The organism is Rhodoferax sp., from assembly GCF_028689305.1.
Taxonomy (GTDB): domain Bacteria; phylum Pseudomonadota; class Gammaproteobacteria; order Burkholderiales; family Burkholderiaceae_C; genus Rhodoferax.
This window is the reverse complement of the sequence record NZ_JAQTWM010000016.1, coordinates 26,169-51,306: the sequence shown is the minus strand read 5'-3', so window position 1 is coordinate 51,306 and position 25,138 is coordinate 26,169. Positions and strand designations below refer to the sequence as shown.

Below are 25,138 nucleotides of genomic sequence, written 5' to 3'. Positions count from 1 at the left end.
AAATCTTCGGGGTTGGAATCAGTCCACAACTCAACAACGTACATGGTTTTTTTCTCTCCCGATTCTTCGCTGGAACATGAAGTGAGCAAAGGCGTTGCTGAGACGACAGCACATCCTGTCAAAAACTCACGACGCTTCATCTGGTGCCCAACGAGGCTGTAAAAAAATACGATTTTCGCGCGCCACACCGCGTGCCAGATGCTTTTTACAGCCTGAACGTGCCAGCTCAAGGGCGCGAGGTTGGCTTGCCTGCGAAGCGTCCCTCTGGAGCGCAATGTTAGGCTGGCTCGTCATTTGTCGGTATTTGTGCAACCCGTATTTCCGGAAGCCAGCATTGCATCCCAACGTTTTTGCATTTCTTCGTGCGAGACGTTTTCAATCTGATGCTGAAGCATCCATTTGTGCCCAAAGGGGTCGCTGATTCCGGCACTACGGAAGCCATAAAACATATCAGTCGGTGGCATTTCGATAGTTGCGCCGGCGGCACGCGCGCGTTCTGTGGCTGCATCAGCATTCTCCACTATCAGACTAAAACCCACAGCAGTGCCGCCAAGGCTCAGAGGCGATTTATTGCCCCATGCGGGATTTTCGTCGGCAAGCATAAAGTGGCTGCCATTGATCATAAGTTCGGCATGACCGACACCCCCCGTTCTCGCATCGGTGAGCCGGGAGATTTCTGTCGCGCCAAACGCAGCTTTATAAAACTCGATAGCCTTGCTCGCGTCCCTCACAGTGAAATAGGGACTCATTGGCGGATAGTTGTTGAGTTCGGTATTCATGATTTTTCCTCAATTGGTGGTAGTGACAGGGCTGAATCCCGCTTGATGGATGGTTAAGTGCCATTATCTGAGTTCACGTAAAAGGATTGCTTTTTTGTCATTGAAATCTACAGGTACCGATGTATGTTCGTGAACAATTTTCACGGCGCCTCTCTCTGGCTTGAACGTCCAGGTAAGCCGGTTCTGCATGGTACGCAGTTCCTTACCTTCAGCGGAATAACCAGCATAGGTGACGATGGCCGTGAGCACTGCCAATTCACATCCGCAGAGGGTTTGCACTTCTTCGAAGTTCACTCTGACACATTCGTTGCCCAGTGAAAGGAACCACTCCTTGATCAATTTCCGCCAGATCTCAGAACCGTCGTAGAACCAAACGCTCCATGCGTCGAATACCTTCACGTCCGGGCTATAAAGACTGATGAATGCTTCGATGTCCTTCTCGGAAATTGCCGTTTTGTAGGCTTCCATAACCCGCAACATCGACGTTTCAATATCGTCCACTTCGTTTCTCCATTATTTGTACTCGTGGCGACCAATCATCGAGTGGTAGTCACGAGAGCGCTGTGCCAAACGCTGACTGTTGTGACCTCGTCATCAAAGCGGAACCACAGGAATGCATATCTCGCACTCAAATTTTCCCGTTTTGCAATCAAAGGCCGCACCCTTTGGGTAGTACTCGAAACATGGACGTCCATCAAGTTGCAAACCGCTGGAGGGTAACCAGTTCCGAAGTAACGCCGCCCAAGCCTCACCTACCCGTTCAACTGTTCCGTTGAAATGGAGCACCGCATACTTGCCGCCCGGAATGGTCTTCTTGAGTGCCCCACCAGTTGCCATGAAATCGGGTAACACTTCGGCACAAGCGTCATATCTGCACTGCTCGGGTGCGGTAATGCTCGGGTCGTCGTGGCTGATTCCGTAGCGAGCGTGATCCGCGCCAAGTTTGTTCATGACAGCCCACGGCACATAGGTTTCCTGCCAGAACCGCACGATGGGTTCGCCGTAAGGGCCAAGGTGGCGGAAATAGGCAACAGTCGCAGGCAGGCGGTCAATGAGTACTACTTTCATGATGTTCTCCTTGTTCAGTTTTCGGGAGACTTCATGTTCCGTGAATGTCACCTGTAATGCTTGACCGTGCTTGCTATTCGCCTGATCAGAATTGCTTTTTGCATGGCGTTGCAATGACTGCAGTTCACGCCATGCCGAAGGTGAGCATCCAAAGCGGTTTTTGAACGCGCGCGTAAATGCTTCTGCAGAGCCAAAGCCCACCGACAAGGCGATGTACAAAATTCTCGTGCGTGGCTGAGCCGCAAGCCGCATAGCAGCCACCTCGATTCGCCGACGGCGCAGATAGTCGCCAAATGTTTCACCCATCCATGCGGAAAAGAGCCGATGAAAGTGGAACGACGAAAAGTGTGCAACGTCAGCCAAAGTGGCGAGATCGAGTTGCTCATCCAGATGCTCGTCGATGTACGCGAGCACCCGATGCATTCGGCTTTCGTATTCTGAGCGACTATCGTGGGAGTCCATACAGTACCTAACGAGACCATGCAAAAACCATGTTTGCGCGTAGCGCCAACAGGTTCATGAGATGCGGATTTGACTTCATCGTTTCGATCCCCTGTGCTTCGTGTGTGGTTATTGTTGCGCCCATTCTTGCACCGGTGCGTCCGGATCAGACCCCAATGAGGCACGACTGACTTATCTTTCCCCCGTCACTGGTCGCTGGGCTGGCTGTCGCCACTGAGGGAAATGAACTGAACGTTGGGCAGGCAGGCATGACGGTCTACGGGTTTGTAGCGGGCCATGGCACTGAGGGTAAGAATGCGATGCCCGAATAACGTTTTTTGCTTTCTCATCAACTGACGTAATTTCCGCTTTCAAAAGGTTTTTTTGCACAGCCTCAACGCCTGAATTCAGCGGCGCTTGAGGCGACGCCTGTTTTTGCGATAGCAAAAATGGGCGGCGGGTCAAACGTTCGCTGCAATGATTTGTTAGCTGCCACGCTCAGCCACCAATGCCGAAACGTCAAACGAATCGATATCCCACGTAGCGCGGGACAACCGGCATCCATTAACTGACAGCTCTGGACAAAGCTCGTGATACTCATGTAGTCCAGCTTTTGCGGCGCTAATAGACTGAAGCGAAGAGTGTCTCATGCCCAAATAGATTTCCCTAATTGCTCCATCAGGAAGCGTGTAGCAATAGAGTGTCTTATCGGGCAATTCGACTTCAACAAAAGTGCCGCTTTGATTAGTCCCACCCTTTCTGTCCGAGAGGCACTTCACTACCCGAACTTCTTCTTCGTAAGCCCAGCAGGCTGGCTTTTGGAGAAATGTACGTTGCAGCTTTTCTTCGTGGCCAACAGGATAGTGATGCGTATGACCTACCGAGATCGGATTGGAGCCTTTAAACGATGCCAAAGCGTGGGTTGGCCGAGTATGTGTATAAACCACATTTCCAAATTGTGCGGGCACTAAGCAGCGTTGCACATCAAGAAATCCTGCTTGCTCTACATCAATACCTAGCACCACGCCTCGATGTTCGTCTCCGTAATGGGCCCACATCAAAGCGTTCAACGGGTTTCGCGTAAGGCACAGAACTCCACTTGTATCCGACCAAATGAATTGCTTACCGCATGACCGAATCACATCGATGAACAAAGCTAGTGGATTAGCTCCTTGCGGCGGATAGGCCGCCTTCAGCTCATACGGGTCATTAAACGTATCGGGCTTGGCAAATCCAATTGATCGATTTTCAAGGATCAACTTCGCTGCTGATTCGGACATGTACTTATACAGGATCACTCGAGTACTCCTGGCAGCTAACGAATGAAAGGGACTTCCCCGTCCCGAGCAAGCCGCGCCCCGTCAGGGATGCAGTAAACAACAACCGAGTGCCACGATGGGAAGTGCGAGCTTTTCATCAACTTGTCCGAAAGGAGAAATCATGACCATCGTAACCATTGGAATCGATCTGGCAAAGAACGTTTTTGCCGTGCATTGTGTCGATGCAACAGGCAAGCCTGTGTTGCTCAGGCCTAGCGTGCCACGCGCCAAGCTGGCGGAACTCATTGCGTCTTTTCCGCCTTGCCTGATTGGCATGGAAGCCTGCTCTGGTGCCCATCACTGGGCAAGACTGTTGCGACCTTTGCTCACATCGTGCGCGAGGCCAGACAACAAGAACCGTGTGGTGATGTTGCCGCACTCGCCGGTGTCTGCCATGCGCATGCAGTGGCTGGGCAGCACGTGCAGTGTGGACGGCTGGCCGATAGGCGCAACTCGGCAGAATTGCTTAAATAGCTATCTATTTAATAGCAATTAACATCCTATTGACGTGGGATAGACGCCTATTTCATGACCAACATGATTGAACAATCGGATGACGCCAGCCGCATCGACGGCACAGGCTACTTGTGCCCGACCCGGTCACCAATCACACCCCCCACGGCCGCACCGCCCACCGTGCCCAGCGTGCTGCCACCGGTCAGGATCGAACCGGCAACGGCACCAATACCGGCACCGGCAATGGTGTTGCGGTCTCGGTGCGACATGCCGGCGCAACCCGTCAGCGCCAGCAGAACAGCTGATACAACGATGCCAGAAACCCAACGCGAATCATTTTTCATGAGAAAGCCTTTGTCTTTTGTTGATTGACACGTGATGACGTGAGGCGCCCATGATGCCGCCGTCCCGGCGGGTTGGAAAACTGAAATTGTTTCAGCAAGTGTCCCTGGGTCACTTTGGCTGCATTTGGAAACAACTGACACGCCTTGCTTACGCGCCCGGGGTCGTCACCCCTCACATCACCACGTCTTGCGGCACCGTGTGGGCAGCCCTTGGGCTGGCCGTGATTGCACTGCCAGCTGCCGCCAGCATGATGCAGACGATGGCCAGCCATTGCATGGCACTCAGGTGTTCATCAAGCACCAGCAGGCCCAGCAGGGCAGCCATGGCCGGCTCCATGCTGGTCATGATGCCAAAAGCACCCTGCGGCAGGCGTTTGAGGGCCACCATCTCCAACGAGATCGGCAAGGCGCTGGACACCGCTGCCACACACAGTCCAAACAGCAAAATGTGTGGCTGCCACAAGGCGCTGCCCGCGTGCCAGAGACCAAACGGCACCACGGTGATGGCTGCCACACTCAAACCCAGTGCCACCGAGTGCCCGGCATGCAAATGCCCCACGCGCTTGCCAAACACAATGTAGGCGCCCCAGCACACCGCCGCGCCCAGCGCAAACATCACCCCTTGCAGGTCAAGGCTTCCCACACTTTGCCCCAGTGGCAGCAGCAGACCCAGTCCGACCATGGCCAGCGCCAGCCAGAGGAAGTCCACCGGCTTGCGCGAGGACAGCATGGCCACCGCCAGCGGACCGGAGAACTCGATCGCCACCGCCACCCCGAAGGCAATGGTCTGCAGCGACAGGTAAAACAACAGGTTCATGCAGCCCAAAGCCACGCCGTAGAGCAGCAAGGCGCGGGCATCGGAACGCGACAGCGCCCAGCGCCAGGGCCGCCACACGGCCAGCATCAGCAGGGCGGAAAACCCGACACGCAACGCCGTGGTGCCCAGCGACCCCACCAGCGGAAAAAGCTGTTTGGCAAACGAGGTGCCCAGGCCCAGGGCGGTGACGGAGCCGAGCACGGCCAGCAAGGGTAGAGTATTGGGAAATCGAAGGGCGCGCATCCCGCTGAAGATAACCGATCACCGAAGTTCACCCCCGGCGGTCAACACGCCGGGCCAGCATCTGGCCCCGGTCCACGCACCCGACAAACGGATCAGCGCCCCCAGCGCAAGGCTGCGGTCTGCACCGGCGCGTCCCACAATGCCAGCATGTCCTTGTCAACAGCACACACCGTGATGGAACAGCCGGCCATCTCCAGCGAGGTGACGTACGAGCCAGTCAAGTGACGCACCACACTCACGCCAGCTTTGCCCAGCACCTTGCGGGCCGCGTTGACCATCAGGTACAGCTCCAGCATGGGGGTGCCGCCAAAACCGTTGACCAGCAGGATGACTTCCTGCCCCGGCTGAAGCGCCAGATCCTTCATCACCGAGTTGGTGAGCTCTTCGGCAATGTCGTCCGCGCTGGCCAGCGGCACGCGGCGCCGTCCTGGCTCGCCGTGGATGCCAACGCCCACCTCCATTTCATGCATGCCAATCTGGAAGGTTGGTTTGCCGGCGGCCGGCACCGTGCAGGAGGTCAGCGCCACCCCCATGGAGGCTGTGGCCTTGTTCACGGCATCACCCAATGCCTTGAGCTGCTCCAGACTATCACCGCGCTCGGCGGCAGCACCCAGCATCTTTTCCACAATCAGGGTGCCAGCAACGCCCCGGCGGCCGGTGGTGTAGGTGGAGTCCTCCACCGCCACGTCGTCATTGACGATCACAATGTCGTTGTCCTGGTCGAGCATTTCTGCCGCCATCTGGAAATTCATCATGTCGCCGGAATAATTCTTGACGATGAACAGGACACCGGCACCCCCATCCACGGCCTGCGCAGCGTTGAGCATCTGGTTGGGGGTAGGCGAGGTGAAAATCTGCCCGGGACAAGCCGCATCCAGCATGCCATGACCGACAAAGCCCGCATGCAGCGGCTCGTGCCCGGCGCCACCCCCCGAAATCAAGGCCACCTTGCCGGGCTTGGGGGTCTTGCGGCGAACAAATTCGCGATCCGCGCCAAGCACCACAATGTCGGCGTGCGCGGCAGCAAAACCGTCCAGCGATTCAGCCAGAACGGTGTCAACGTGGTTCATCAGGTTTTTCATGGGGTACCTCTTGAGTCAGTAAAAAGCCGGCGGCAACACTCAGGCCCGGGACAAGGTGTCACAGACCGCAGCAATGATCAGGGCCGTGGAGCGTGACCCCGGGTCCACATGGCCCTTGGCACGCTCACCCAGAAAGGACGAACGGCCACGCGTGGCATCCATGTCAGCGGTCGCGGCAGCGCTGTCCAATGCACATTGGCGCACCCGGGCGATCAGGTCATCGCCGCCCTGGGCCAGCACTTTTTGCACCGGGTCCAACACATCAAGCAGGGTCTTTTGCCCCACCTGGGCCTTGCCCAGCCGGGTCAGGGCCTCGATGCTGGTGCGCAGCGCCAGGGCCAGGTCCTGGTGGGTCGGATTGGCGGGCAGCTCCTTGCCCAGCGTCATGAGCAGGGTGCCAAACACCGGGCCGGACGAGCCACCAATCATGGCTACACAGGTCTTGCCCATGGTCTTGAGCGATTCGTTCAGGCCGGTGCCTTCCATCTCGGCCAGCTTGGCCTGGATGGCCTGGGCGCCACGTTTCATGTTCAGGCCATGGTCGCCGTCGCCAATGGCCTGGTCCAGCGCCGTGAGTTCTTCCAGATGGTCCACCAGTGTCTGGGTGGCGTTTTGAATGATTGTGTTGATTGACATGATGAGTCCCTGTGTAAAGATGATCAGTGGCGCACCCGTTGCCCGCCGGCATCAAACCACAGGCTGTGTGCAATGTGAATGTGGATGTCTTCGCCGGGCCGGGCCAGCTCGCCAGGATGGGCCGACGCAATCAGCCCCTGCTCGCTGCCTGGCAAACTCAGGTGCAGCAAATACTGGTCGCTCAGGCGTTCAATCCGCTCAACACGGGCCTGCGCGTTGGCCTGTGCCAGGGTGTCCGGGTGACAGACCTGGATGTGCTCGGCCCGTACCCCCAGCGTGGTGACCGTCTCGGGCACCTGCAGATAGGCCAGCGCCGCACGGGGCAACAGATTGATGCGTGGTGAACCCAGCCGGCTGGCCACGGCCACACTGGCCGGGTCTTCATACACCTGCTGGGGGGTGCCCAACTGCACCAGCTGCCCGTGATCCAGCACACCGATGCGGGTGGCCAGGGTCAGCGCCTCGACCTGGTCATGTGTGACATACAACATGGTCGCCTGGGTGTCCTGCTGGATGCGCTTGAGCTCCAGCCGCAGGTCGTTGCGAAGCTTGGCGTCCAGTGACGACAGTGGTTCGTCCATCAGGTACACCGCCGGGTTGCGCACCAGGGCGCGGCCAATGGCCACCCGCTGCATCTGCCCACCGGAGAGCCGGGTGGCCGGGTTCTGCAACTTGTCTTCCATACGCAGCATGCGTGCCACTTCGGTCACCTTGGCCCGGATGTCGTCTTCACTGGTCTTGCGCAGCGGTGAACGCAGGGGGAAGGCCAGGTTGTCGTAGACACTCAGATGCGGGTAGAGCGAATACTGCTGGAACACAAAAGTCACGTCACGCAGTGCCGGTGCCACCTGGGTGACATCGCGGCCATTGATCCAGACCTGCCCGCTGTCAGGCGTTTCCAACCCGGCCACCAAACGCAGGGTGGTGGTCTTGCCCGCGCCACTGGGGCCCAGCAGCACGACAAATTCACCACTGGCCATGTCGATGTTCAAGTCCCGGACCGCCGCTGTTTGGCCAAAATGTTTGCTCACCGCGGCAATTTTCAGATCAGCCATGGGCCGCACCTCCTCTGGTCCCGATCAGGCTGACGGGAATGTCATCACGCGCGGTGCGCAGGGCGCGCCCGCTGGCCGCGTCAAACAGGCTGACCTGTGCAGCGTCAAACACCAGCCCGACCTGATCGCCCCGCTGAGCGGGTGAGCGGACATCCGCCTTGGCGCGCACGGTGCTGCCCACGGCAGTGGTCAAGGTGACGATCTGGCAGTTGCCCAGGTAGTCCACCCCCACCACTTCAGCCCGCAAACCGGTGTCTGCCGAGAGTTGGATATGCTCGGGGCGAACACCATACAACAGGGGCCGCTCGGTGACCGCATCACTCACCGCCGGCAAACCCAATGACGCCCCACTGACACGGATCGTGGTCGCCCCGCGGGCCAACGCCGCCGAGACCGGGATGAAGTTCATCGATGGCGAGCCCATGAAATCAGCCACAAACACGCTGGCCGGACGTTCGTAAATTTCCTGCGGGGCACCGAGCTGCTCGATCACGCCCTGGTTCATGATGGCGATCTTGTCAGCCATCGACATCGCCTCGCGCTGGTCGTGGGTTACATAGACCGTGGTCGCCCCCAGCCGGTCATGCAGGCCACGCAGTTCCTCACACATCAGCTCACGAAACTCGGCATCCAATGCGCCCAGGGGTTCGTCCATCATGAAGGCCATCGGCTGGCGCACGATCGCCCGGCCCAGAGCGACACGCTGGCGGTCCCCGCTGGTCAGACCGGAGACCGATTTGTCGAGCAGGCCGGTGATGTGCAGCGTATTGGCGGCTTGCGCCACACGCTGGGTGATCTCCGATTTGGCCATGCCCTGGGATACCAGCGGAAACGCGATGTTCTGGCGCACCGTCATGTGCGGGTACAACGCAAACATCTGGAACACAAACGCAATGTCACGTGCCGAGGCACGCTTGAAAGTGACGTCTTCACCCCCCAGAAATATCTGCCCGGAGGTGGGCAGTTCCAGCCCGGCGATCATGCGCAGGGTGGTGGTCTTGCCACAGCCCGACGGCCCCAGCAGACAAAAAAATTCACCGTCGTTCACCGTGAACGACGAATCCTTCACGGCGGTGAACTCGGCAAACGCCTTGTGCAGGTTTTGAATACGGATTTCAGCCATGGTGCTTATTCAGGGAACTTGGAAACCACCATGAACATCACCGTGCCGGCCAGCATGGTGACAAACGACCAGGTGTAGAGCACCAGGGCAAAGGGCTGCAACAACATGAACAGCCCCAGGCCGATGACCAGGCAAGCCACCATTTCCATGGGGCCGCGGCGCAACCAGCGGGGCCAGCGGGAACCGGCCGTGCCAGCAGCTTTCACAGGAGAAATCGAGGTAGTGGACATGATCAGCCAGGTGTTATTTGCGAACGGCGCCGAAGGTGATGCCACGCAATAGATGCTTGCGAAGTAGCACGGTGAAGACCAGGATGGGCACCAGGAACAGGGTGGTGCCAGCGGCCACAGCCGGCCAGTCCTGACCACCTTCACCAATGATGATGGGGATGAACGGCGGCGCGGTCTGCGCCTCGCCCGAAGTCAGCAACACGGCAAAGGCGTATTCGTTCCAGGCAAAGATCAGACAAAAAATGGCGGTGGCGACGATGCCGGTGGTGGCCTGCGGCAGCACCACCTTGCGAAACGCCTGCAGCCGGGTGTAACCGTCCACCATGGCGGCTTCTTCGTATTCACGCGGGATTTCATCGATGAAACCTTTGAGCAGCCAGACCGCCAGCGAGACGTTGACGGCGGTGTAGAGCAGGATCATGCCGGTGCGGGTGTCGGACAGGCCCAGCTCGCGGTACATCAGGTAGATCGGAATGGCCACCGCAATTGGCGGCATCATGCGGGTCGACAGAATGAAAAACAGCAGGTCGTCCTTGAGTGGCACCTTGAACCGCGAAAAGGCGTAAGCCGCCATGACACCCAGCGCCACTGACAGAATGGTGGAGCCAAAGGCAATGATGAGTGAATTGGCAAAACGCGGAATGTAATTGGACTTGCCGGCCACCACCATGTTGTCGGCGCGGGCCATCTGCTCACACTGGTCTTGCGCCGCCGGCAGGGCAGCAATGTATTCGGGGGTCTGGCGCGAGCGCGTGGTGAACAGGTTGCAATACCCTTGCACGGTCGGCTCAAACACCACCTTGGGTGGGTAGCTGATGGCATCGCCTGGGCTCTTGAAACCGGTCAGGATGATCCACGCCAACGGCGTGATGGTCACCAAGGCATATAGAGCGACCAGAAAGCCGGCGATCCAGCGGCTGGTGTCGCTGGGTTCAACCACGGAATGCGCAGTGCTGATACCTTTGCTCATGACGTTTCCTGGTTGGCTGTTAGCGGTTCTTGACGTAATTCAGGGCCTTGACGTACATGTTGGCCAGCCCAAAAACCGCGACAAACAAGATGATGGCAAAGGCCGATGAATACCCGGTGCGCCACTTCTCGAACGCCTCGCGCTTGAGGGTGATGGAGGCCAGTTCGGTGGCCGAGCCCGGCCCCCCGGAAGTGAGCAGGTTGACCATGTCGAACATCTTGAAGTTTTCAATGCCACGGAACAGCACCGCCAGCATGATGAAGGGCATCACCATCGGCAAGGTGATGGACCAGAACTGGCGCCACTTGGAGGCACGGTCTACTTCGGCCGCCTCGTAGATGTAGTCGGGAATGGAGCGCAGGCCAGCCAGGCAAATCAGCATGACGTAGGGGGTCCACATCCAGGTGTCGACAATCACAATCGCCCAGGGCGCCAGTTGCACCGACCCCAGCATGGAGAACGACGAGGCTGGCACCCCCGACAGGAAGGCGGCGGCGTAGTTGAAAAGACCCACCTGGGGTTGGTACAAAAAGGCCCAGAAGTTGCCCACCACCGCCGGTGACAACATCATGGGAATCAGGATCATGGTGGTCCAGAAGCCATGCCCCCGGAACTTGCGGTCGATCAAATAGGCCAGGGTGAACCCAATGACCATTTGCAGAAGAATGGTCCAGAACAGGAAATGCGCCGTGTTCTGCATGGCCAGCCAGATATCCGGGTCCGTCAGCACCGAGACATAGTTGTCGATCCCCAGGTCCACCACCGGGGCGTTGGGCCGGTTGGCACGGTAATTGGTGAACGACAGCTTGATGGTCCAGATCAGCGGGAAGATGTTGATGGCCAGCAGGATCAGCATGGTCGGGCCGATGAACAGCCAGGCAATGGCACGATCGGACAAGCCACGCACCGTGGAGGCCATGGTGGCAGGCGTTGCGATGGCAGCACGCTCGACAGCGCTCTTGATCTTCATGGTGGGGTCTCGTTTACTTGGCGGTCACGCAGCGGTGTCCCCTTGCTCGGCCCATGCGGGGCGAGCAAGGGAGCAATACCGATCACTTCAGCTTGCCGTCGTCCTTGAAGACCTTCTTCCAGTCCACCACCAAGGTGTCCAGCGCTTCCTTGGCAGAGCCCTTGTCGGCCACCACATAGTCATGCACACGTTTTTGCATGGCCAGCATCAGCTGCGCATAGGTCGGTTCGGCCCAGAAGTCCACCACCATGCCCATGGAGTCCAGGAAGGCCTGGGCATAGGGTGCGCTCTTGGCATAACCGGGGTCATTGAGCACTGCCTTGTGGGCCGAGGAGCCGCCGACGGCCTGCCATTTCTTCTGGACATCAGGCGAGGCAAACCACTTGATGTATTGCAGTGCTTCGTTCTTGTTGGGGGAGTAGGACACCACCGAGATCCCCTGGCCGCCGAGCTGCACGCCCTTGCCCTTGTCAGACGGATTGGCAAAGAAGCCGATCTTGTCACCCCCCACATTCGGGTCCTTGTTCAGACCGGGGAAGAAGGCAAACCAGTTCATCTGCATCGCCACCTGGCCGGACTTGAAGGCATCCAGACCTTCACCCATATAGGCGTTGGTCATGCCCGGTGCCGTGCTGCCCTTGTAGAGGGACTTGTAGAACTCCAGCGCCTTGACCGAGTCGGCCGAGTTGACAAAGCCGTCCATGGCATAAGGCTTCTTCGGGTCCTGGTATTTGAAACCCATGGGGTAAAGCACGTTGGTCACCCCCATGGTGATGCCTTCGGAGCCACGCTCGGTGAAGATGTAGGCGCCATACACTTTTTTGCCATCCACCATGCGGCCCTGGAAGAACTCGGACACTTGCTTGAACTCGGTCCAGGTCTTGGGGGCAGCCAGTTCACGGTTGTGCTTCTTCTTGAATTCGGCACGCAGTTCCGGCTTGGCGAACCAGTCCTTGCGATACGTCCAGCCCACAGCATCCGCCATGGCCGGCAAGGCCCAGTAATTGGGCGTGTTTTTGGGCCACTCGGCATACCCCGTCACCGTCGCCGGGGCGAAGTCGGTCATCTTGATGCCTTCCTTGGCAAAGAAGTCATTGAGCTTGACATAGTGGCCGCTTTCGGCCGCACCCCCAATCCACTGGCTGTCACCAATCATCAGGTCACACAGCTTGCCCTTGGAGTTGAGCTCATTGAGCATGCGGTCGGCAAAGTTGGGCCATGGCACAAACTCGAATTTCATCTTCACACCACTCTTGGCCGTGAAGTCCTTGGACAGCTCAACCAGCGCATTGGCCGGATCCCACGCCGCCCAGCACAGCGTGATGGTCTTGTCCTGCGCGTGGGCGGCCGTGGCGCCCATCACCAGCGCCGCAGCGGCAGTCACCGAAGCCAGTGTCGGCAATTTTTTCAGCATCTTCCTCATGAACACATCTCCTCGTAAGTTTTGAATACAACCAACCCGATCAGCAAACATCCCACCGCCGTGTCAATGCAGGTTTTCGGCAGTCAAGATCTCGACACGTGGCTGCACGACGTTGAGCGCGCCACGCACGTTTTCACACAGGCCGCGCAAGGCACGCGCGGCCGTGAGAACACAGTAATGAATGTCCTGATGCAACACATACGACAGCGCGCCATCAATCAGCAGCGCCTGGTGTTGCTCGGTGAAATCATGCGCAATCAGGCCCGGGGCTTGGTCCAGTTGCAGCGCGCCCAATGCCTGCACCACACCGGCCGTCCCCACGCCAACGCTGTACACCCCCGCCAGTCGCGTGGTGTCCACATCCTCAGCCAGGGTCTTGCCCAGCATGCTGGCCACACCGGCGTCGTCACCCGGCAGGTCCAGCAGGCGCACCACCTTGATCGACGGGAACCGCTCTTCAAGCACCTGGACAAAACCAATCCGCCGCTCGATCTCGCCCGACATGCGCGTGGCCTGCGACAGCAGCAGCAGGGTGTCGCGCCGGGGCAGCTGCGCCATGCGGGCCAGCAACAGCCCGGCCGTGCGCCCGGCTGCCCGGTTGTCCGCCCCGACAAACGCCTCACGCATCGACCCGGCCACATCAGAAAACAGGGTCACTACATGGATGCCCGAACGCGCCAGATCATTGATCGCCAGTTTGATGGCCGGCAAATCGGGCGCCACCAGCACAATGCCGTCGCAGTCATTGATACGCGCCAGATCGGCAGCAAAGGCGGCCGGGTCATCCGCGCTGAGCCGATGGGTGACCTCGGTGATGTGCTGGTGCCGAAAGTCACCCGCCGTCTGGGCAATCAGCCGCTCCATCTTGTTGAAAAACGGGGTTTCCGTGTCCGGCAACACATAGGCAAAACGAAACCCTTCCTTTTGCCGTGGCCGCCCCCGAAGCACCGTGGGTTCGCCCAGCGCCTTCACGGCCGCCATCACCTTTTGGGTGGTCTCGGCATTGACACCCGGACGTTTGTTGAGCACCCGGTCCACCGTGGCCGTGCCAACCCCTGCGTGGCGGGCAATATCAGCAATGGTGGCAATGTTGTTGGACATGGGTCGCCGGATCGAGGTCTGCCGGTGTGATGGATTAAATTGATGTTGATGTTAAGTACATCAATAATTAAATCAATCAGGGTTTACACCGACCAAGCCAGCGATATTTCTCGCACTGGCCCGGCCAACTAGAATTCACCCAAGAGCCCGCCGCTGGCGGCTGCGATCAGGAGAATTTGTGATGCAACGTCGTCTGTCACTCTGGCATGGGTCCTGGTTGCTGTTGGCGCTGCTGGCCGGCTGCAGCAGCTACGCGCCGCCCGAGGTGCTGACCGGCCTGCGCCGCGAGGCGCTGGTAGCCCGCCTGGGCGCCCCCGACATGGAACGCCAGCTTGACGTTGGCACACGACTGGAATTTCCGCGCGGGCCGCGCGGCCACCACACCTGGTTTGTCTACCTGGATGCCGCTGGCCAGGCGCTGCGCGCCGAGCAGGTCCTGACTGAGCAGAACTTCAGCCGCGTCACGGTTGGCATGCCACAGGACGCCGTGCGCCAGTTACTGGGCCGCCCCAGCGAGGTGCAAGGCCTCGGGCGCTCACGAGGTGAGGTCTGGAGCTACCGCTACGAAAACCATTTCTGCCAGTGGTTCCAGATTGAGCTGACGCTGGAGCAGCAGGTACGCTCGGCAGGTTATGGCCAGCCGCCCGAATGTATGCATGATTCCCAGGAAATCATTGTCCCGTGACACCCTGCAGCGCCGGATTTGACTTGCATGCTACTTATTTTATAGCTACAAAGCATTATTCCACCCGGGCTAGAGGCACTTTTGACCCATCAACAGAGGCAAAACCAGCATGACTTACCCTGCCAACCCGGCCCGTTATGACACCATGGCCTACCGCACCTGCGGTCAAAGTGGCCTGAAACTGCCCGCCATCACCCTGGGCCTGTGGCACAACTTTGGGGACGCCACACCGCTGGCGACCCAGCGCGACATGTTGCGCACCGCGTTTGATGCCGGCATCACCCACTTTGACCTGGCCAACAACTACGGCCCGCCCTACGGCAGCGCCGAAACCAATTTTGGCGAGCATCTGCGCCGCGACTTGCGCCCCTACCGGGATGAACTGGTGATCTCCAGCAAAGCCGGCTACGACATGTGGCCCGGCCCTTACGGCCAAGGTGGTGGCTCGCGCAAATACGTGCTGGCGAGTCTGGACCAGAGCCTCCAACGCCTGGGCCTGGACTATGTGGACATTTTCTACTCGCACCGTTTTGACCCCGACACGCCGCTGGAGGAAACCATGGGTGCGCTGGCCAGCGCGGTGCAGCAAGGCAAGGCCCTGTACGTGGGGGTCAGCCGCTACTCGGCCAGCCAGACCCGCGAGGCAGCGGCGATTCTGAAAAGCATGGGGGTGCGGGCGCTGATTCACCAGCCGTCCTACAGCCTGCTCAACCGCTGGATTGAGGAAGACCTGCTCGACACGCTGGATGAGCTCGGCATGGGTTGTATTGCCTTCAGCCCGCTGGCGCAGGGTCTGCTGACCGATAAGTACCTCCACGGCACTCCGCAGGATGCACGCATCAACCGGCCCGGTGGCGGCTCGTTCAAGCCCGAGTTCCTCAGTGAACAGAACCTGGCCCACGTGCGCGCCCTCAACGCCATGGCGCAGGCACGCGGCCAGAGCCTGGCGCAGATGGCCACCGCCTGGGTGTTGCGCGACACCCGGGTCACCTCGGCCCTGATTGGCGCCAGCCGGCCGGCGCAGATCACAGAACTGCTGGGGGCACTGAAAAACCTGCATTTCTCGGCGGACGAACTCCAGGCCATTGACCAGCACGCGGTGGAAGGCGGCATCAATCTGTGGCAGCCGGTGACCAGAAGGCCCGCAGCGTGAAATAAGCCCCGCTGGCGGTCAGTGCGCCTCAGTGGCTTCAGTGGCTTTAGTGGCCACAGTGGGCGGGAAGACATGAAACCGGTTCTTGCCGGCCTGTTTGGCGCGGTACATGGCCTGATCGGCTTGCTGCAGCAGCTCATCAGCCGAGATGTCCTGCGCCTGGGGATACAAAGACACCCCGACACTGGCACTCACCTGCAGCGGGATTTCGCCATAAAACACCGGCTCACTGGCGGCCTCCAGCAGACGCCGCAACAGCGGCTCACAGTCCAGCGGCTGATTCAGATCCACCAGCACAGCGGCAAATTCGTCGCCCCCGATCCGTGCCAGCGTGTCACCCTCGCGCAGGCCCTGTTTCATGCGCTGCGCCAGCGCCACCAGCAGGTGGTCTCCGGCCGCGTGGCCATGCGTGTCGTTGATGGCCTTGAACCCATCCAGATCCAGAAACACCAGGGCCAGTGTCTTGCCACGCCGCAACACCTGTGCCATGGCCTGTTGCAGCCGATCGGCATGCAACGCCCGGTTGGGCAACCCGGTCAATGAATCAAAATGCGCCAGATGGTTCAGCTGGGCTTCCTGCGCCTTGCGGGCGGTGATGTCAGAGAACAGGGACACGTACTGGACCACTTCCCCCTTGTCGTTGGTCACGGCACTGATGTGCTGCATTTGCACAAAGGTTTGCCCATCCTTGCGCCGGTTCCACATCTCCCCTGACCAGTAACCCTGCGTCAGCAGGCTCTGCCACAGGACTTGATAAAACTCCGGCCCATGCCGCCCTGACGAGAGCAGGCGCGGGCTCTGGCCCAACACCTCGTCGCGGCTGTAGCCAGTGATGCGGGTGAAGGCTGCGTTGGCATCAATGATGCGCGCATCCGGCGTGGTGATCAGAATCCCCTCCACGGCATGGCTGAACACGCTGGCCGCCACCCGCAGTTGCTGTTCATCGTGCTTGCGTTGGGTGATGTCCCGGATCGACACGTGGATGGCGGGCAGGCCGGCGTACACGATCGCCGTGCCCTGCACCTCCACATGGAACTCACTGCCATCCAGCCGCACAAAACGCGACTCCACCATCGGCTCAATCGCATCCGCCCGTTCAATGGCCTGCATGCGTGCCAGTTGCTGCGGCAGGCAGTCAGGGGCAATGCGGTCCTGAGTCAGGGTACCAACCAGGTCTGCCGCCGAGCCGGCCCCGAACAGTCGCACCGCCGACGGGTTGGCATACAGAATGCGGCCGCCGCGGTGCACCAGCACCGCTTCGGGCGTGTGCTCGGCCAGCGCCCGGAAGCTGGCCTCGCTGGCGCTCAGGCGTTGCGTGGACTGGCGCCGCTCCACCGCGATCTCGGCCAGCCGCGCCAGATGCTCCAGCAACTCGAAGTCGGCTGCCACCGGCGTGGCCGGATGGGCCTGATACACCGAAAACACGCCCAGCACCTGCCCCTGGGCATCACACATCGGCTGCGACCAGCACGCCCCCAGACCGGCGCGCTGGGCCAGGGCGCGATAGTGATTCCAGCTGGGATGGCTGGCAATGTCACTCACCACCACCCGCTGGCCGGTGAAGGCGGCACAAGCACAGCCCCCGTTGTCTTCATTCACCACCAGGCCGTCGATGGCCTGGGTGAACTCGGCACTCAGTCCGGCCGAGGCCGCCACCTTCAAGGTCTGGCCCCACGACGCATCCGGCTCCACCAGCAGCAACATGCAGGACCAATCAGGGTGCAGGGCGCGCAAACCATCGGTCAGGGTCTGCAACATTTGCGGCAACTCGGCCCCCAGCGTGAGCAGCTCCAAGACCCGGCTGCGCAGTTGCTCGAACTGCTTCATGCGCCAGCCCGAAGTGACGTCCCGGCCAATGCCCAGAATGCCACTGGCCTGCCCCTGGGCATCACGCAAGGCCACCTTGGTGATTTCCAGCAGGATCCGCTGGGTACCGGCGGGAGCTTCCACCCAACGTTCAAGCACCTCGGGCTGCCTGGCCTGCAGACAGCGCTGGTCCTGCTCCAGAAACATCCGGGCCTGGTCGACCGAATACAGCTCTTCATCGGTCTTGCCTTGCAGCGCAGCCAGTGAAATCCCCATGAACGCCTCAAACGGCAGGTTGCAACCCAGGTAGCGGCCTTGCGGATCTTTCAGCCAGATCAATTGCGGCACGTTTTGCAGGATCGCCTGAAAACCCTGGTTGGACTGGGTCAGTGCCTGTGCCTGTTGCTTGAGGGTGTTTTCGCGCTGACCCAGTTGCGCCAGCAATTGGTTGAACCGGTCCATCAACACCCCGATTTCGTCGTCGCGCACACGTGGCAACGGTGCCGGCACCGACGCGGCGTCGACCCATCCGGCCAAGGTTTCGGCTGCCTGCACCAAGGGCTGCAACTGGCGGCGTAACATCCACCACGTCAGCGCAGCAGCCAGCAGCGTCAGCGCAGCCACGGCCAGCCACAAACGCTGCTGCACCACGGCGACCGGTTTGAAAACCTCGACCACCGGCAGTTGTGTCACCAGATGCCAGCGGGCAGCAGAAATGGCCGCCACCGACATCATTACCGACACACCTGCGGTGTTGGTCAGGATACTGGTGCCCTCTACCCCTTCCATATAACGGTCCATCTCAGGGTCAAGCCCTGGCGCCGGGCTGGCGGCAAAAATGCGGCTGCGGTCAGAGGCCGTCACCACCATGCGGTGGGGCCGCGAAACCACCAGAAAACTCGCCGACTGGTCCACCGACAATTGGCCCAGATGGTCGAGAAAGCTGCTTTGCAGCACATCCACCAGGCCAACCAGCCAGTGCGTCGCCCGACCCTGCGCATCACGCAGTGGCACCACCATCGGCACCGCCGGTGTCCCCAGGAACGGCCCCATCATCGGGTGCGCCACAAAAGCCAGGCTGCTCTGGCGCAAGCGGGACAGATCCGCGGCATCCAATGTCACCTGCCGTCCGACCCGGTCAAGCAGCACCGGAACGCTGGCCCTGACCACGCCACCCGCGTCCAAGATCAACAAGCCGCCATTGAACAAAGCCTGGACACCCGGGCGCGAATGCAGCAGGGCTTGCAGATCGACCGTGCGGTCAAGCGCGGTGCCAGCCATGGATTGCGCCACCGCATTGAGCACACTCAAGCGAGTGCGAATCTGGTCATCAATCTGATTGGCCAGCAAGGCCACCGATGTGCGCTGCTGCGCACCGGCCTGCTGCTGCAGGTTGCCCCGCAACAGGTCCGCAGCCACCCAGGCCAGCGCCCACAGGCTGGCCACAAAAATGGCCAACGTGAACAGGGTCACGCGGGTTTTGACGGAATGTTGCAGTCCGACTGCAGAACTCATAGGGGGTAGGCAACCGGATGTGGCCTGGCCTTCGTGGCACAGTGTGGGGCTAATAAAAAGGCATTGACCGTGAATTTGGTCACAATGTCACTGACCCTAATTTACGCCCGAATGTTGCACTTGCCTATCCCCCATTCGGGGGATCAATTCTGACACCAAACTGACAATGATAGACCTCCACGCCGTTCAGCAAGCCGCCACCCGGCTGCATGACCATCTGCTGCGCACCCCCTGCGTGCCGTCGCACACCCTCTCGGACATCACCGGCGCCCAGGTTTTCCTGAAGTTTGAAAACCTCCAGTTCACCGCCTCGTTCAAGGAGCGCGGGGCCTGCAACAAGCTGGCCCAGCTCACCGAGGCTGAGCGCGCCCGTGGGGTGATCGCCATGAGCGCCGGCAACCATGCCCAGGGTGTGGCCTACCATGCCCAGCGGCTGGGCATTCGCGCCGTGATCGTGATGCCCAGCTTCACGCCGGGGGTGAAAGTGGAGCGCACGCGCGGCTTTGGCGCTGACATCGTGTTGCACGGCGACTCGCTCGACGAGGCACGCAACCACGCCCGGGCGCTGGCCGAACAACAGGGTCTGGTATTTGTCCATCCTTATGACGACGCCGACATCATGGCCGGCCAGGGCACGGTGGCACTGGAGATGCTCGCCGAGGTGCCCGACCTGGACACGCTGGTCGCTGCGGTCGGTGGCGGCGGCCTGATTGCCGGCATGGCCGTTGCCGCCAAGGCGCTGCGACCCGACATCGAGATCATCGGGGTCCAGACCACCCGTTTCCCGGGCATGGTCAATGCCATCAAAGGCACCCACCACCCGCAGGGCAGCAGCAGCATTGCCGAGGGCATCGCCGTGGGCACGCCGGGGCAGCTGCCGCAGGCCATCATCCGGCAGCGGGTGAATGACTTGCTGCTGGTAGACGAGGGTGACATTGAGCAGGCCATCGTGATGCTGCTCGAGGTCGAGAAGACCCTGGTCGAAGGCGCTGGTGCGGCACCGTTGGCTGCGTTGCTGCGCTTCCCGCAACGCTTCAAGGGCAAAAAGATCGGGCTGGTCCTCAGTGGCGGCAATATCGACCCGCTGCTGCTGGCCTCCATCATCGAACGGGGCATGGTGCGCGCAGGCCGGCTGGCGCGCCTGTGTGTGCGGGCACGTGACGTGCCAGGCACGCTGGCCAGCATCACCGCCACGATGGCCCGCATGGGTGCCAACATCAATGAGGTGCATCACCAGCGGGCCTTCACCACACTGGCTGCCCAGAATGTCGAGATCGAGCTGGTGATCCAGACGCGTGGACCGCAGCACATCAGCGACGTGGTCGCGGCGCTGCAAGCCGCCGGGCTGGATGCCCAGCTGGTGCATTGACCCTGCACCCGGCCGCCATCCAGCGCCCAGCAGTTTCTTGACCGGAGACAACACAGGGCCGCTGCCTTTGGTTAAACTGACCGTCCCTTATCGAGGAGTTAGCTGATGAAGATCCTTCTGGCCGTTGACGGCAGTCCCTACACCAAAAAAATGCTGGCCTACCTGGCCGCCAACGAGATGTTCTCATCCAAGAACGAGTATGTCGCCGTGACGGCCCAGATGGCCTTGCCCAGCCAGGCGCGCTCGGCACTGGGCAAGGAACTGGTGCAGAAATACTACGTCGATGAAGGCACCCGCGTGATGACACCGGTGACCAAGTTCCTGCAACGCCATGGCATTGAGGCCAAATGTGTCTGGAAAATCGCCCGGCCCGGTGAACTGATCTCGAAAATAGCCACCGACGGCAAATTCGACCTGGTGGTGATGGGTTCGCATGGCCACGGCACCCTGGTCAACCTGGTGATGGGCTCGGTCGCCACCGAAGTGCTGGCCGGCTGCAAGGTGCCGGTCCTGATCGTGCGTTGATTCTTCTGAAAATGCTATATGTTTTATAGCATTACAGGATCATTCCACGCGGGCTAAGGCCTGCTTTCTCATTCAAACAGGGCGCCTGGGGCGCCCTGTTGTCTTTGCGCCCTGCCCAGCTCAGGCCCCGGCGCTGACGGGGGTCAACACCACCGATGCAGCCGATTTCAGCGCCTGGGTGAGGCCATCGAGCACCACCGAGTTCAGATTCCAGCAGTGCCAGTAGAGCGCCACCGGCAACGCATGATCCGGCATCAGATTCACCAAGGCACCGCTGCGGATGGACTCACGCACCTTCAGTTCCGGCAGCACACTCACGCCCCAGCCGGCCAACACGGCATGCACCTGACCTTGCGAACTGGGCACATACATCTGGCTCAGCGACACGTGTTTGAAGCCGAACGCACTGGCGACGAACTCGGCCTGCAGGTCATCCTTGCGGTTGAAGGCCACAAATGGCAGGCTGCTGAAATTGTGGGGACTCAAGCCCTGTGGGCAACGCGCCGCAGCAAAACCGGGCTCGGCCACCGCCACATACTGCATGGCACCCAGAGGCTCGACCCGGCAGCTGCGCAAGGCCGCCCGCAAGGTGGTCACACACCCCAGCACCCGGCCATCACGCAGCCAGTCAAAGGTGAAGTCCTGGTCATCGGTGATGATCTCCAGCCCCAGGCCCTGACGCGCCAACGGACTGAGCGCCGGCAGCGCCCAAGTGGCAATGCTGTCAGCGTTGACGGCAATCGAAATCCGTTCATCCTCACCCGCCGCGCCAGCCGCGCCCGGCGCCAGATCCTTCAGATCACGCTCCAGATCGGCGCGCAGCAGACGCATCTGCATGGCGTGTTTGAGCAACAGACGCCCGGCCATGGTGGCCTGCAGTGGCCGGCTACGCACAATCAGCACCGTGCCGACCTGCTCCTCCAGCGAACGCAGGCGCTGAGATACCGCTGACTGGGTGATCGACAGGCGCACCGCCGCACGCTCGAAACCGCCCTCTTCCACAATGGCAGCCAGGCATTCCAGGGCGGCAGGATCAAAAGTACTCATGAGGATTCGTCGGTCAGGGGGTGGGCCAGTTGCCGGGGCGAGTTTAAACCCCGCGCCGCGGCGGCTGCGGGCCGCCGCCGCAGCCATCGACAGACAGATAGACCCAGGGTTTTCCCTTGATTGACCCGGCAAAATTGCTTTTTGTTACCTTTTCAGGCTTTAGCCTGGCAGGCGGGCCTGCAAAATGCCCGTCTCGCCAGGAGGTTTCATGACACTGCAGTACCAACTCAAGGAAGGTCACTACCATTTGTATGACCTGAGTACGCCGGCCAGCAAGGTCACGGGTGAGCACCGGCTGCGCCTGAAAACCGACACGGTGGCGATTGCCTTTGAGGCCAGCACCGGTGCCCTGCGTGAACACGGCAGCCCGCAGCGTATCCACTGCTGGGCCAACAACACGCGCCGGCGCCTGCGCGCCAGCGGCGCCCTGGAGCGCGCCAACGACCTGGTGGTGGTGTCTGGCCCGCTGCCGGTGGATGAAATCAACAAATGCCTGAAGATCGACGGGTATTGCCGCGACATGTTCACCCGCCTGGCCACGTTGCCCCACGGCAAGCTGGGTCACCACCGCCCTCACGGCAACCATCAGGCCACACACTGAGCTGCGCCTGTGCCAGGGCGCTATTTTTGCGGCATTGCAACAAATCTTGAGCAAAATCAATAATTAATAGATCATTAATCGTTTAATAGCGATATATCTATTTAACAAAGTCGAAAGCGAGGCTTGACATGGTTGCAAAAGTGATTGGTGGCGTGGTTGGCGGTATCGTGCTGACGGGCGTCATTGGCTGGAACATGGCCGCAGGACTGATGTTCAATGAATACGAGAGTCCGTTCGGGGTGGAGGAGACCGTTGCCCGGATCCAGCACAACATCCTGGCCACGGGCAACGGCTGGGCCTTGTCGGGCATCCGCAACCCGGCCAAGGCGGTGCAGGCCGATGGCGGCAACGTGTTGCCGGTGATGATGGTGGAAGCCTGCAGTACCAAATACTCCGGCCCCATCCTGAAAGAGGACTCGGTGCGTTACCTGTCCATCCTGATGCCGTGCAAGGTCACGGTCTACAAGAAGAACGATGGCAAGGTCTACATCGCCACCATGAATGCTGGACTGATCGGCAAGATGTTTGGCCCGCTGGTGGGCGACATCATGGGCAAGGTGGCCCAGGACCAGAAAAAATTCCTGGTGATGGACCCGAGCAAACCCGCACCACAGATGATTGTGCCGGCCCCGGCGGCGGCCGGCGGTAGTGGTGGTCCTGCTGCCAGCGGCTGCTGAAATCCACCGGGAGTTCATCATGCGTCAATTCTGTTTCACTGCCCTCCTGAGTCTGGTGGCTGTCAGTGCCCTGGCTCAAACCGCGCCGGCCAAAGCGGTCGCCGCCAGCGCGCCCGCCGTGGTGGCCTCGGCCCCGCAGGGCACCGCTTCCATGCCGATGAGCAAGGCGGGCGCCAACTCCACCGCCGATCACAGCAAGTTCAAGGAACTGCAGCAAGCCTTCAAAAGCGGCCCGGAAGTCACCAAGGCCTGCCTGAGCTGCCACACCGAGGCGGCCAAGCAGGTACACAAGACCAAACACTGGACCTGGGAGGTGCTCAACCCCGAGAGCAAACAGGTGCTGGGCAAGAAAAATGTGATCAACAACTTCTGCACCGCCATTCCGTCCAATGAAGCGTTCTGCACCGCCTGCCACGCAGGTTATGGCTGGAAAGACGACAAATTCGACTTCAAGTCAGAAGAGAACGTCGACTGCCTGGTCTGCCATGACCGCACCGGCAAGTACAAGAAGCTGCCCGGCCTGGCCGGCCACCCCGCCTACAAAGAGATGGAGTTCCCACCCGGCTCGGGCAAGATGATCAAGCCGGTGGACCTCAGCAGCGTGGCCCAGAGTGTCGGGCCAACCAGCCGCGCCACCTGTGGTGCCTGCCACTTCTTTGGTGGTGGTGGTGACGCCGTCAAGCACGGTGACCTGGATTCGTCCATGACCAACCCGCAGCGTTATCTGGACGTGCACATGGATGTGAAGGGCCTCAACTTCAGTTGTGCCACCTGCCATGCCACCAAGGGCCACAACATTCCCGGTAGCCGCTACACCCCCACCGGCAAGGATGCTGGCGATGCCCACATGCGCGGCAAGGTGGATGCCAGCAACGCCGCCACCTGCCAGTCGTGCCACGGCCAGGCAGCGCACAAGACGGTGGCCATGGCCGACAAGCTCAACGAGCACACCGACAAGATCGCCTGCCAGACCTGCCATGTCCCGCAATTTGCCCGCGGCAATATCGCCACCAAGATGACCTGGGACTGGTCAACGGCTGGCAAGCTCAACGCCGAAGGCAAGCCGTTCAGCATCAAGGACAGCTCGGGCCACCATGACAGCTACGACAGCAAGAAGGGCAACTTCACCTACGAGAGCGACGTGGTGCCCGAATACATCTGGATCAACGGCAAGGTTAAATACACCATGCTGGGCGATCCGGTCAACACCACCGGGGTGACCGAGATCAACCACTACGATGGCAGCGCCGACGACCAGCTTTCGCGCATCTGGCCGGTCAAGGTGTTCCGTGGCAAACAACCCTATGACCTGGAAACCAAGTCGCTGCTGATCCCGCACACCGCCATGCCTTATGGCGAACGCGACGACACCAGCTTCTGGCAGAACTTCAAGTGGGAAGCTGCCTTGAAGGCCGGCTCTGACGCTGCCGGGCAGAAGTTTGGTGGCAAGTTCGACTTTGTCAAGACCGAGTACACCTGGCCCATCACCCACATGGTGGCACCCAAGGAAGATGCCCTCACCTGCACCCAGTGCCACAGCAAGAGCGGCCGCTTGCAAAACGTCAAGGGCATCTACATGCCCGGGCGTGACACCAACCGGTGGCTGGACCTGATCGGCTGGCTGGCCGTGTTCGGCACGCTGGCCGGGGTGCTGGGCCACGGTGCCCTGCGCATTTACCTGAAAAACAGAAAGGCAGGCTGAG

The 25,138-nt window shown here is 60.3% G+C and carries 25 protein-coding genes and 1 pseudogene; 8 read left to right on the top strand and 18 right to left on the bottom strand.

The window, feature by feature from the left end; all coding sequences use genetic code 11:
* The 5 genes from PHW99_RS05530 to PHW99_RS05510 form a co-directional block, all read right to left on the bottom strand.
* Positions 1–230 (bottom strand): hypothetical protein (locus tag PHW99_RS05530; protein ID WP_300174574.1); only part of this gene is annotated, 230 nt, incomplete at its 3' end.
* Positions 231–290: 60 nt separating this feature from the next.
* Complete coding sequence (locus PHW99_RS05525; RefSeq protein ID WP_300174572.1) at positions 291–779, bottom strand: VOC family protein; 489 nt, start codon at positions 777–779, stop codon at positions 291–293.
* Positions 780–842: 63 nt separating this feature from the next.
* On the bottom strand, positions 843–1,280 hold the full coding sequence (locus tag PHW99_RS05520; RefSeq protein WP_300174570.1) for a nuclear transport factor 2 family protein: 438 nt from the start codon (positions 1,278–1,280) through the stop codon (positions 843–845).
* Between the two features lie 93 nt (positions 1,281–1,373).
* Positions 1,374–2,309 carry a GyrI-like domain-containing protein gene (locus PHW99_RS05515; protein ID WP_300174568.1) on the bottom strand — a complete coding sequence of 312 codons (936 nt, stop codon included), beginning with the start codon at positions 2,307–2,309 and terminating at the stop codon, positions 1,374–1,376.
* A 464-nt stretch (positions 2,310–2,773) separates the two neighbouring features.
* Positions 2,774–3,586, bottom strand: a complete 813-nt coding sequence (locus tag PHW99_RS05510; protein WP_300174566.1) for a DUF2971 domain-containing protein — start codon at positions 3,584–3,586, stop codon at positions 2,774–2,776.
* A 142-nt stretch (positions 3,587–3,728) separates the two neighbouring features.
* On the opposite strand from PHW99_RS05510, the pseudogene PHW99_RS05505 reads away from it, so the two are divergent.
* Positions 3,729–3,920, top strand: a pseudogene (locus PHW99_RS05505) (IS110 family transposase); the annotation flags it as partial.
* Positions 3,921–4,188: 268 nt separating this feature from the next.
* On the opposite strand, the gene PHW99_RS05500 reads toward PHW99_RS05505, so the two are convergent.
* The 11 genes from PHW99_RS05500 to PHW99_RS05450 all read right to left on the bottom strand — a co-directional run bounded on the left by PHW99_RS05500 (position 4,189) and on the right by PHW99_RS05450 (position 14,057).
* Complete coding sequence (locus PHW99_RS05500) at positions 4,189–4,407, bottom strand: glycine zipper 2TM domain-containing protein (protein WP_300174564.1); 219 nt, start codon at positions 4,405–4,407, stop codon at positions 4,189–4,191.
* Positions 4,408–4,579: 172 nt separating this feature from the next.
* Positions 4,580–5,467 carry an EamA family transporter gene (locus PHW99_RS05495; RefSeq protein WP_300174562.1) on the bottom strand — a complete coding sequence of 296 codons (888 nt, stop codon included), beginning with the start codon at positions 5,465–5,467 and terminating at the stop codon, positions 4,580–4,582.
* A gap of 92 nt (positions 5,468–5,559) precedes the next feature.
* Positions 5,560–6,549 carry a dihydroxyacetone kinase subunit DhaK gene (dhaK, locus tag PHW99_RS05490; protein ID WP_300174560.1) on the bottom strand — a complete coding sequence of 330 codons (990 nt, stop codon included), beginning with the start codon at positions 6,547–6,549 and terminating at the stop codon, positions 5,560–5,562.
* Between the two features lie 39 nt (positions 6,550–6,588).
* On the bottom strand, positions 6,589–7,185 hold the full coding sequence (gene dhaL / locus PHW99_RS05485) for a dihydroxyacetone kinase subunit DhaL (protein ID WP_300174558.1): 597 nt from the start codon (positions 7,183–7,185) through the stop codon (positions 6,589–6,591).
* A gap of 23 nt (positions 7,186–7,208) precedes the next feature.
* A complete protein-coding gene (locus PHW99_RS05480) occupies positions 7,209–8,240 on the bottom strand; it encodes an ABC transporter ATP-binding protein (RefSeq protein ID WP_300174557.1) in 1,032 nt (343 codons plus the stop codon).
* Positions 8,233–9,363 (bottom strand): ABC transporter ATP-binding protein, encoded by a 1,131-nt coding sequence (locus tag PHW99_RS05475; protein WP_300174555.1) that lies wholly within the window; start codon positions 9,361–9,363, stop codon positions 8,233–8,235. Before PHW99_RS05475 ends, PHW99_RS05480 begins: the two co-directional genes overlap by 8 nt.
* Positions 9,364–9,368: 5 nt before the next feature.
* Positions 9,369–9,593: a hypothetical protein gene (locus tag PHW99_RS05470; protein ID WP_300174553.1), complete on the bottom strand. Its 225-nt coding sequence runs from the start codon at positions 9,591–9,593 to the stop codon at positions 9,369–9,371.
* A gap of 13 nt (positions 9,594–9,606) precedes the next feature.
* Positions 9,607–10,563, bottom strand: coding sequence for a carbohydrate ABC transporter permease (locus PHW99_RS05465; RefSeq protein WP_300174551.1), 957 nt, complete (start codon positions 10,561–10,563; stop codon positions 9,607–9,609).
* A 19-nt stretch (positions 10,564–10,582) separates the two neighbouring features.
* On the bottom strand, positions 10,583–11,533 hold the full coding sequence (locus PHW99_RS05460; protein ID WP_300174549.1) for a sugar ABC transporter permease: 951 nt from the start codon (positions 11,531–11,533) through the stop codon (positions 10,583–10,585).
* A gap of 82 nt (positions 11,534–11,615) precedes the next feature.
* Positions 11,616–12,947, bottom strand: coding sequence for an ABC transporter substrate-binding protein (locus tag PHW99_RS05455; protein WP_300174578.1), 1,332 nt, complete (start codon positions 12,945–12,947; stop codon positions 11,616–11,618).
* Positions 12,948–13,019: 72 nt separating this feature from the next.
* On the bottom strand, positions 13,020–14,057 hold the full coding sequence (locus tag PHW99_RS05450) for a LacI family DNA-binding transcriptional regulator (protein WP_300174547.1): 1,038 nt from the start codon (positions 14,055–14,057) through the stop codon (positions 13,020–13,022).
* Positions 14,058–14,238: 181 nt separating this feature from the next.
* On the opposite strand from PHW99_RS05450, the gene bamE reads away from it, so the two are divergent.
* Together bamE and mgrA are read left to right on the top strand one after the other, a co-directional pair.
* Positions 14,239–14,742 (top strand): outer membrane protein assembly factor BamE, encoded by a 504-nt coding sequence (gene bamE / locus PHW99_RS05445; protein WP_300174545.1) that lies wholly within the window; start codon positions 14,239–14,241, stop codon positions 14,740–14,742.
* A gap of 109 nt (positions 14,743–14,851) precedes the next feature.
* On the top strand, positions 14,852–15,895 hold the full coding sequence (gene mgrA, locus PHW99_RS05440) for an L-glyceraldehyde 3-phosphate reductase (protein ID WP_300174543.1): 1,044 nt from the start codon (positions 14,852–14,854) through the stop codon (positions 15,893–15,895).
* 18 nt (positions 15,896–15,913) lie between these two features.
* Here the strand turns inward: mgrA and PHW99_RS05435 are convergent, their stop codons facing one another.
* Positions 15,914–19,216, bottom strand: coding sequence for a diguanylate cyclase (locus PHW99_RS05435; RefSeq protein WP_300174541.1), 3,303 nt, complete (start codon positions 19,214–19,216; stop codon positions 15,914–15,916).
* 160 nt (positions 19,217–19,376) lie between these two features.
* Between PHW99_RS05435 and PHW99_RS05430 the strand changes: the two genes are divergently transcribed.
* Both PHW99_RS05430 and PHW99_RS05425 read left to right on the top strand, forming a co-directional pair.
* The gene (locus tag PHW99_RS05430) at positions 19,377–20,585 is read left to right on the top strand and encodes a threonine ammonia-lyase (protein WP_300174576.1); all 1,209 of its coding nucleotides are present in this window, start codon (positions 19,377–19,379) and stop codon (positions 20,583–20,585) included.
* Positions 20,586–20,690: 105 nt separating this feature from the next.
* On the top strand, positions 20,691–21,110 hold the full coding sequence (locus PHW99_RS05425) for a universal stress protein (protein WP_300174539.1): 420 nt from the start codon (positions 20,691–20,693) through the stop codon (positions 21,108–21,110).
* Positions 21,111–21,230: 120 nt separating this feature from the next.
* Here PHW99_RS05425 and PHW99_RS05420 read toward each other — a convergent pair whose 3' ends face one another.
* The gene (locus PHW99_RS05420; RefSeq protein WP_300174537.1) at positions 21,231–22,157 is read right to left on the bottom strand and encodes a LysR family transcriptional regulator ArgP; all 927 of its coding nucleotides are present in this window, start codon (positions 22,155–22,157) and stop codon (positions 21,231–21,233) included.
* Positions 22,158–22,365: 208 nt separating this feature from the next.
* On the opposite strand from PHW99_RS05420, the gene PHW99_RS05415 reads away from it, so the two are divergent.
* The 3 genes from PHW99_RS05415 to PHW99_RS05405 all read left to right on the top strand — a co-directional run bounded on the left by PHW99_RS05415 (position 22,366) and on the right by PHW99_RS05405 (position 25,137).
* The gene (locus PHW99_RS05415; RefSeq protein ID WP_300174535.1) at positions 22,366–22,758 is read left to right on the top strand and encodes a hypothetical protein; all 393 of its coding nucleotides are present in this window, start codon (positions 22,366–22,368) and stop codon (positions 22,756–22,758) included.
* Between the two features lie 128 nt (positions 22,759–22,886).
* On the top strand, positions 22,887–23,435 hold the full coding sequence (locus PHW99_RS05410; RefSeq protein ID WP_300174533.1) for a DUF302 domain-containing protein: 549 nt from the start codon (positions 22,887–22,889) through the stop codon (positions 23,433–23,435).
* Positions 23,436–23,454: 19 nt separating this feature from the next.
* The gene (locus PHW99_RS05405) at positions 23,455–25,137 is read left to right on the top strand and encodes a tetrathionate reductase family octaheme c-type cytochrome (RefSeq protein ID WP_300174531.1); all 1,683 of its coding nucleotides are present in this window, start codon (positions 23,455–23,457) and stop codon (positions 25,135–25,137) included.
* Position 25,138 lies beyond the last annotated feature (1 nt).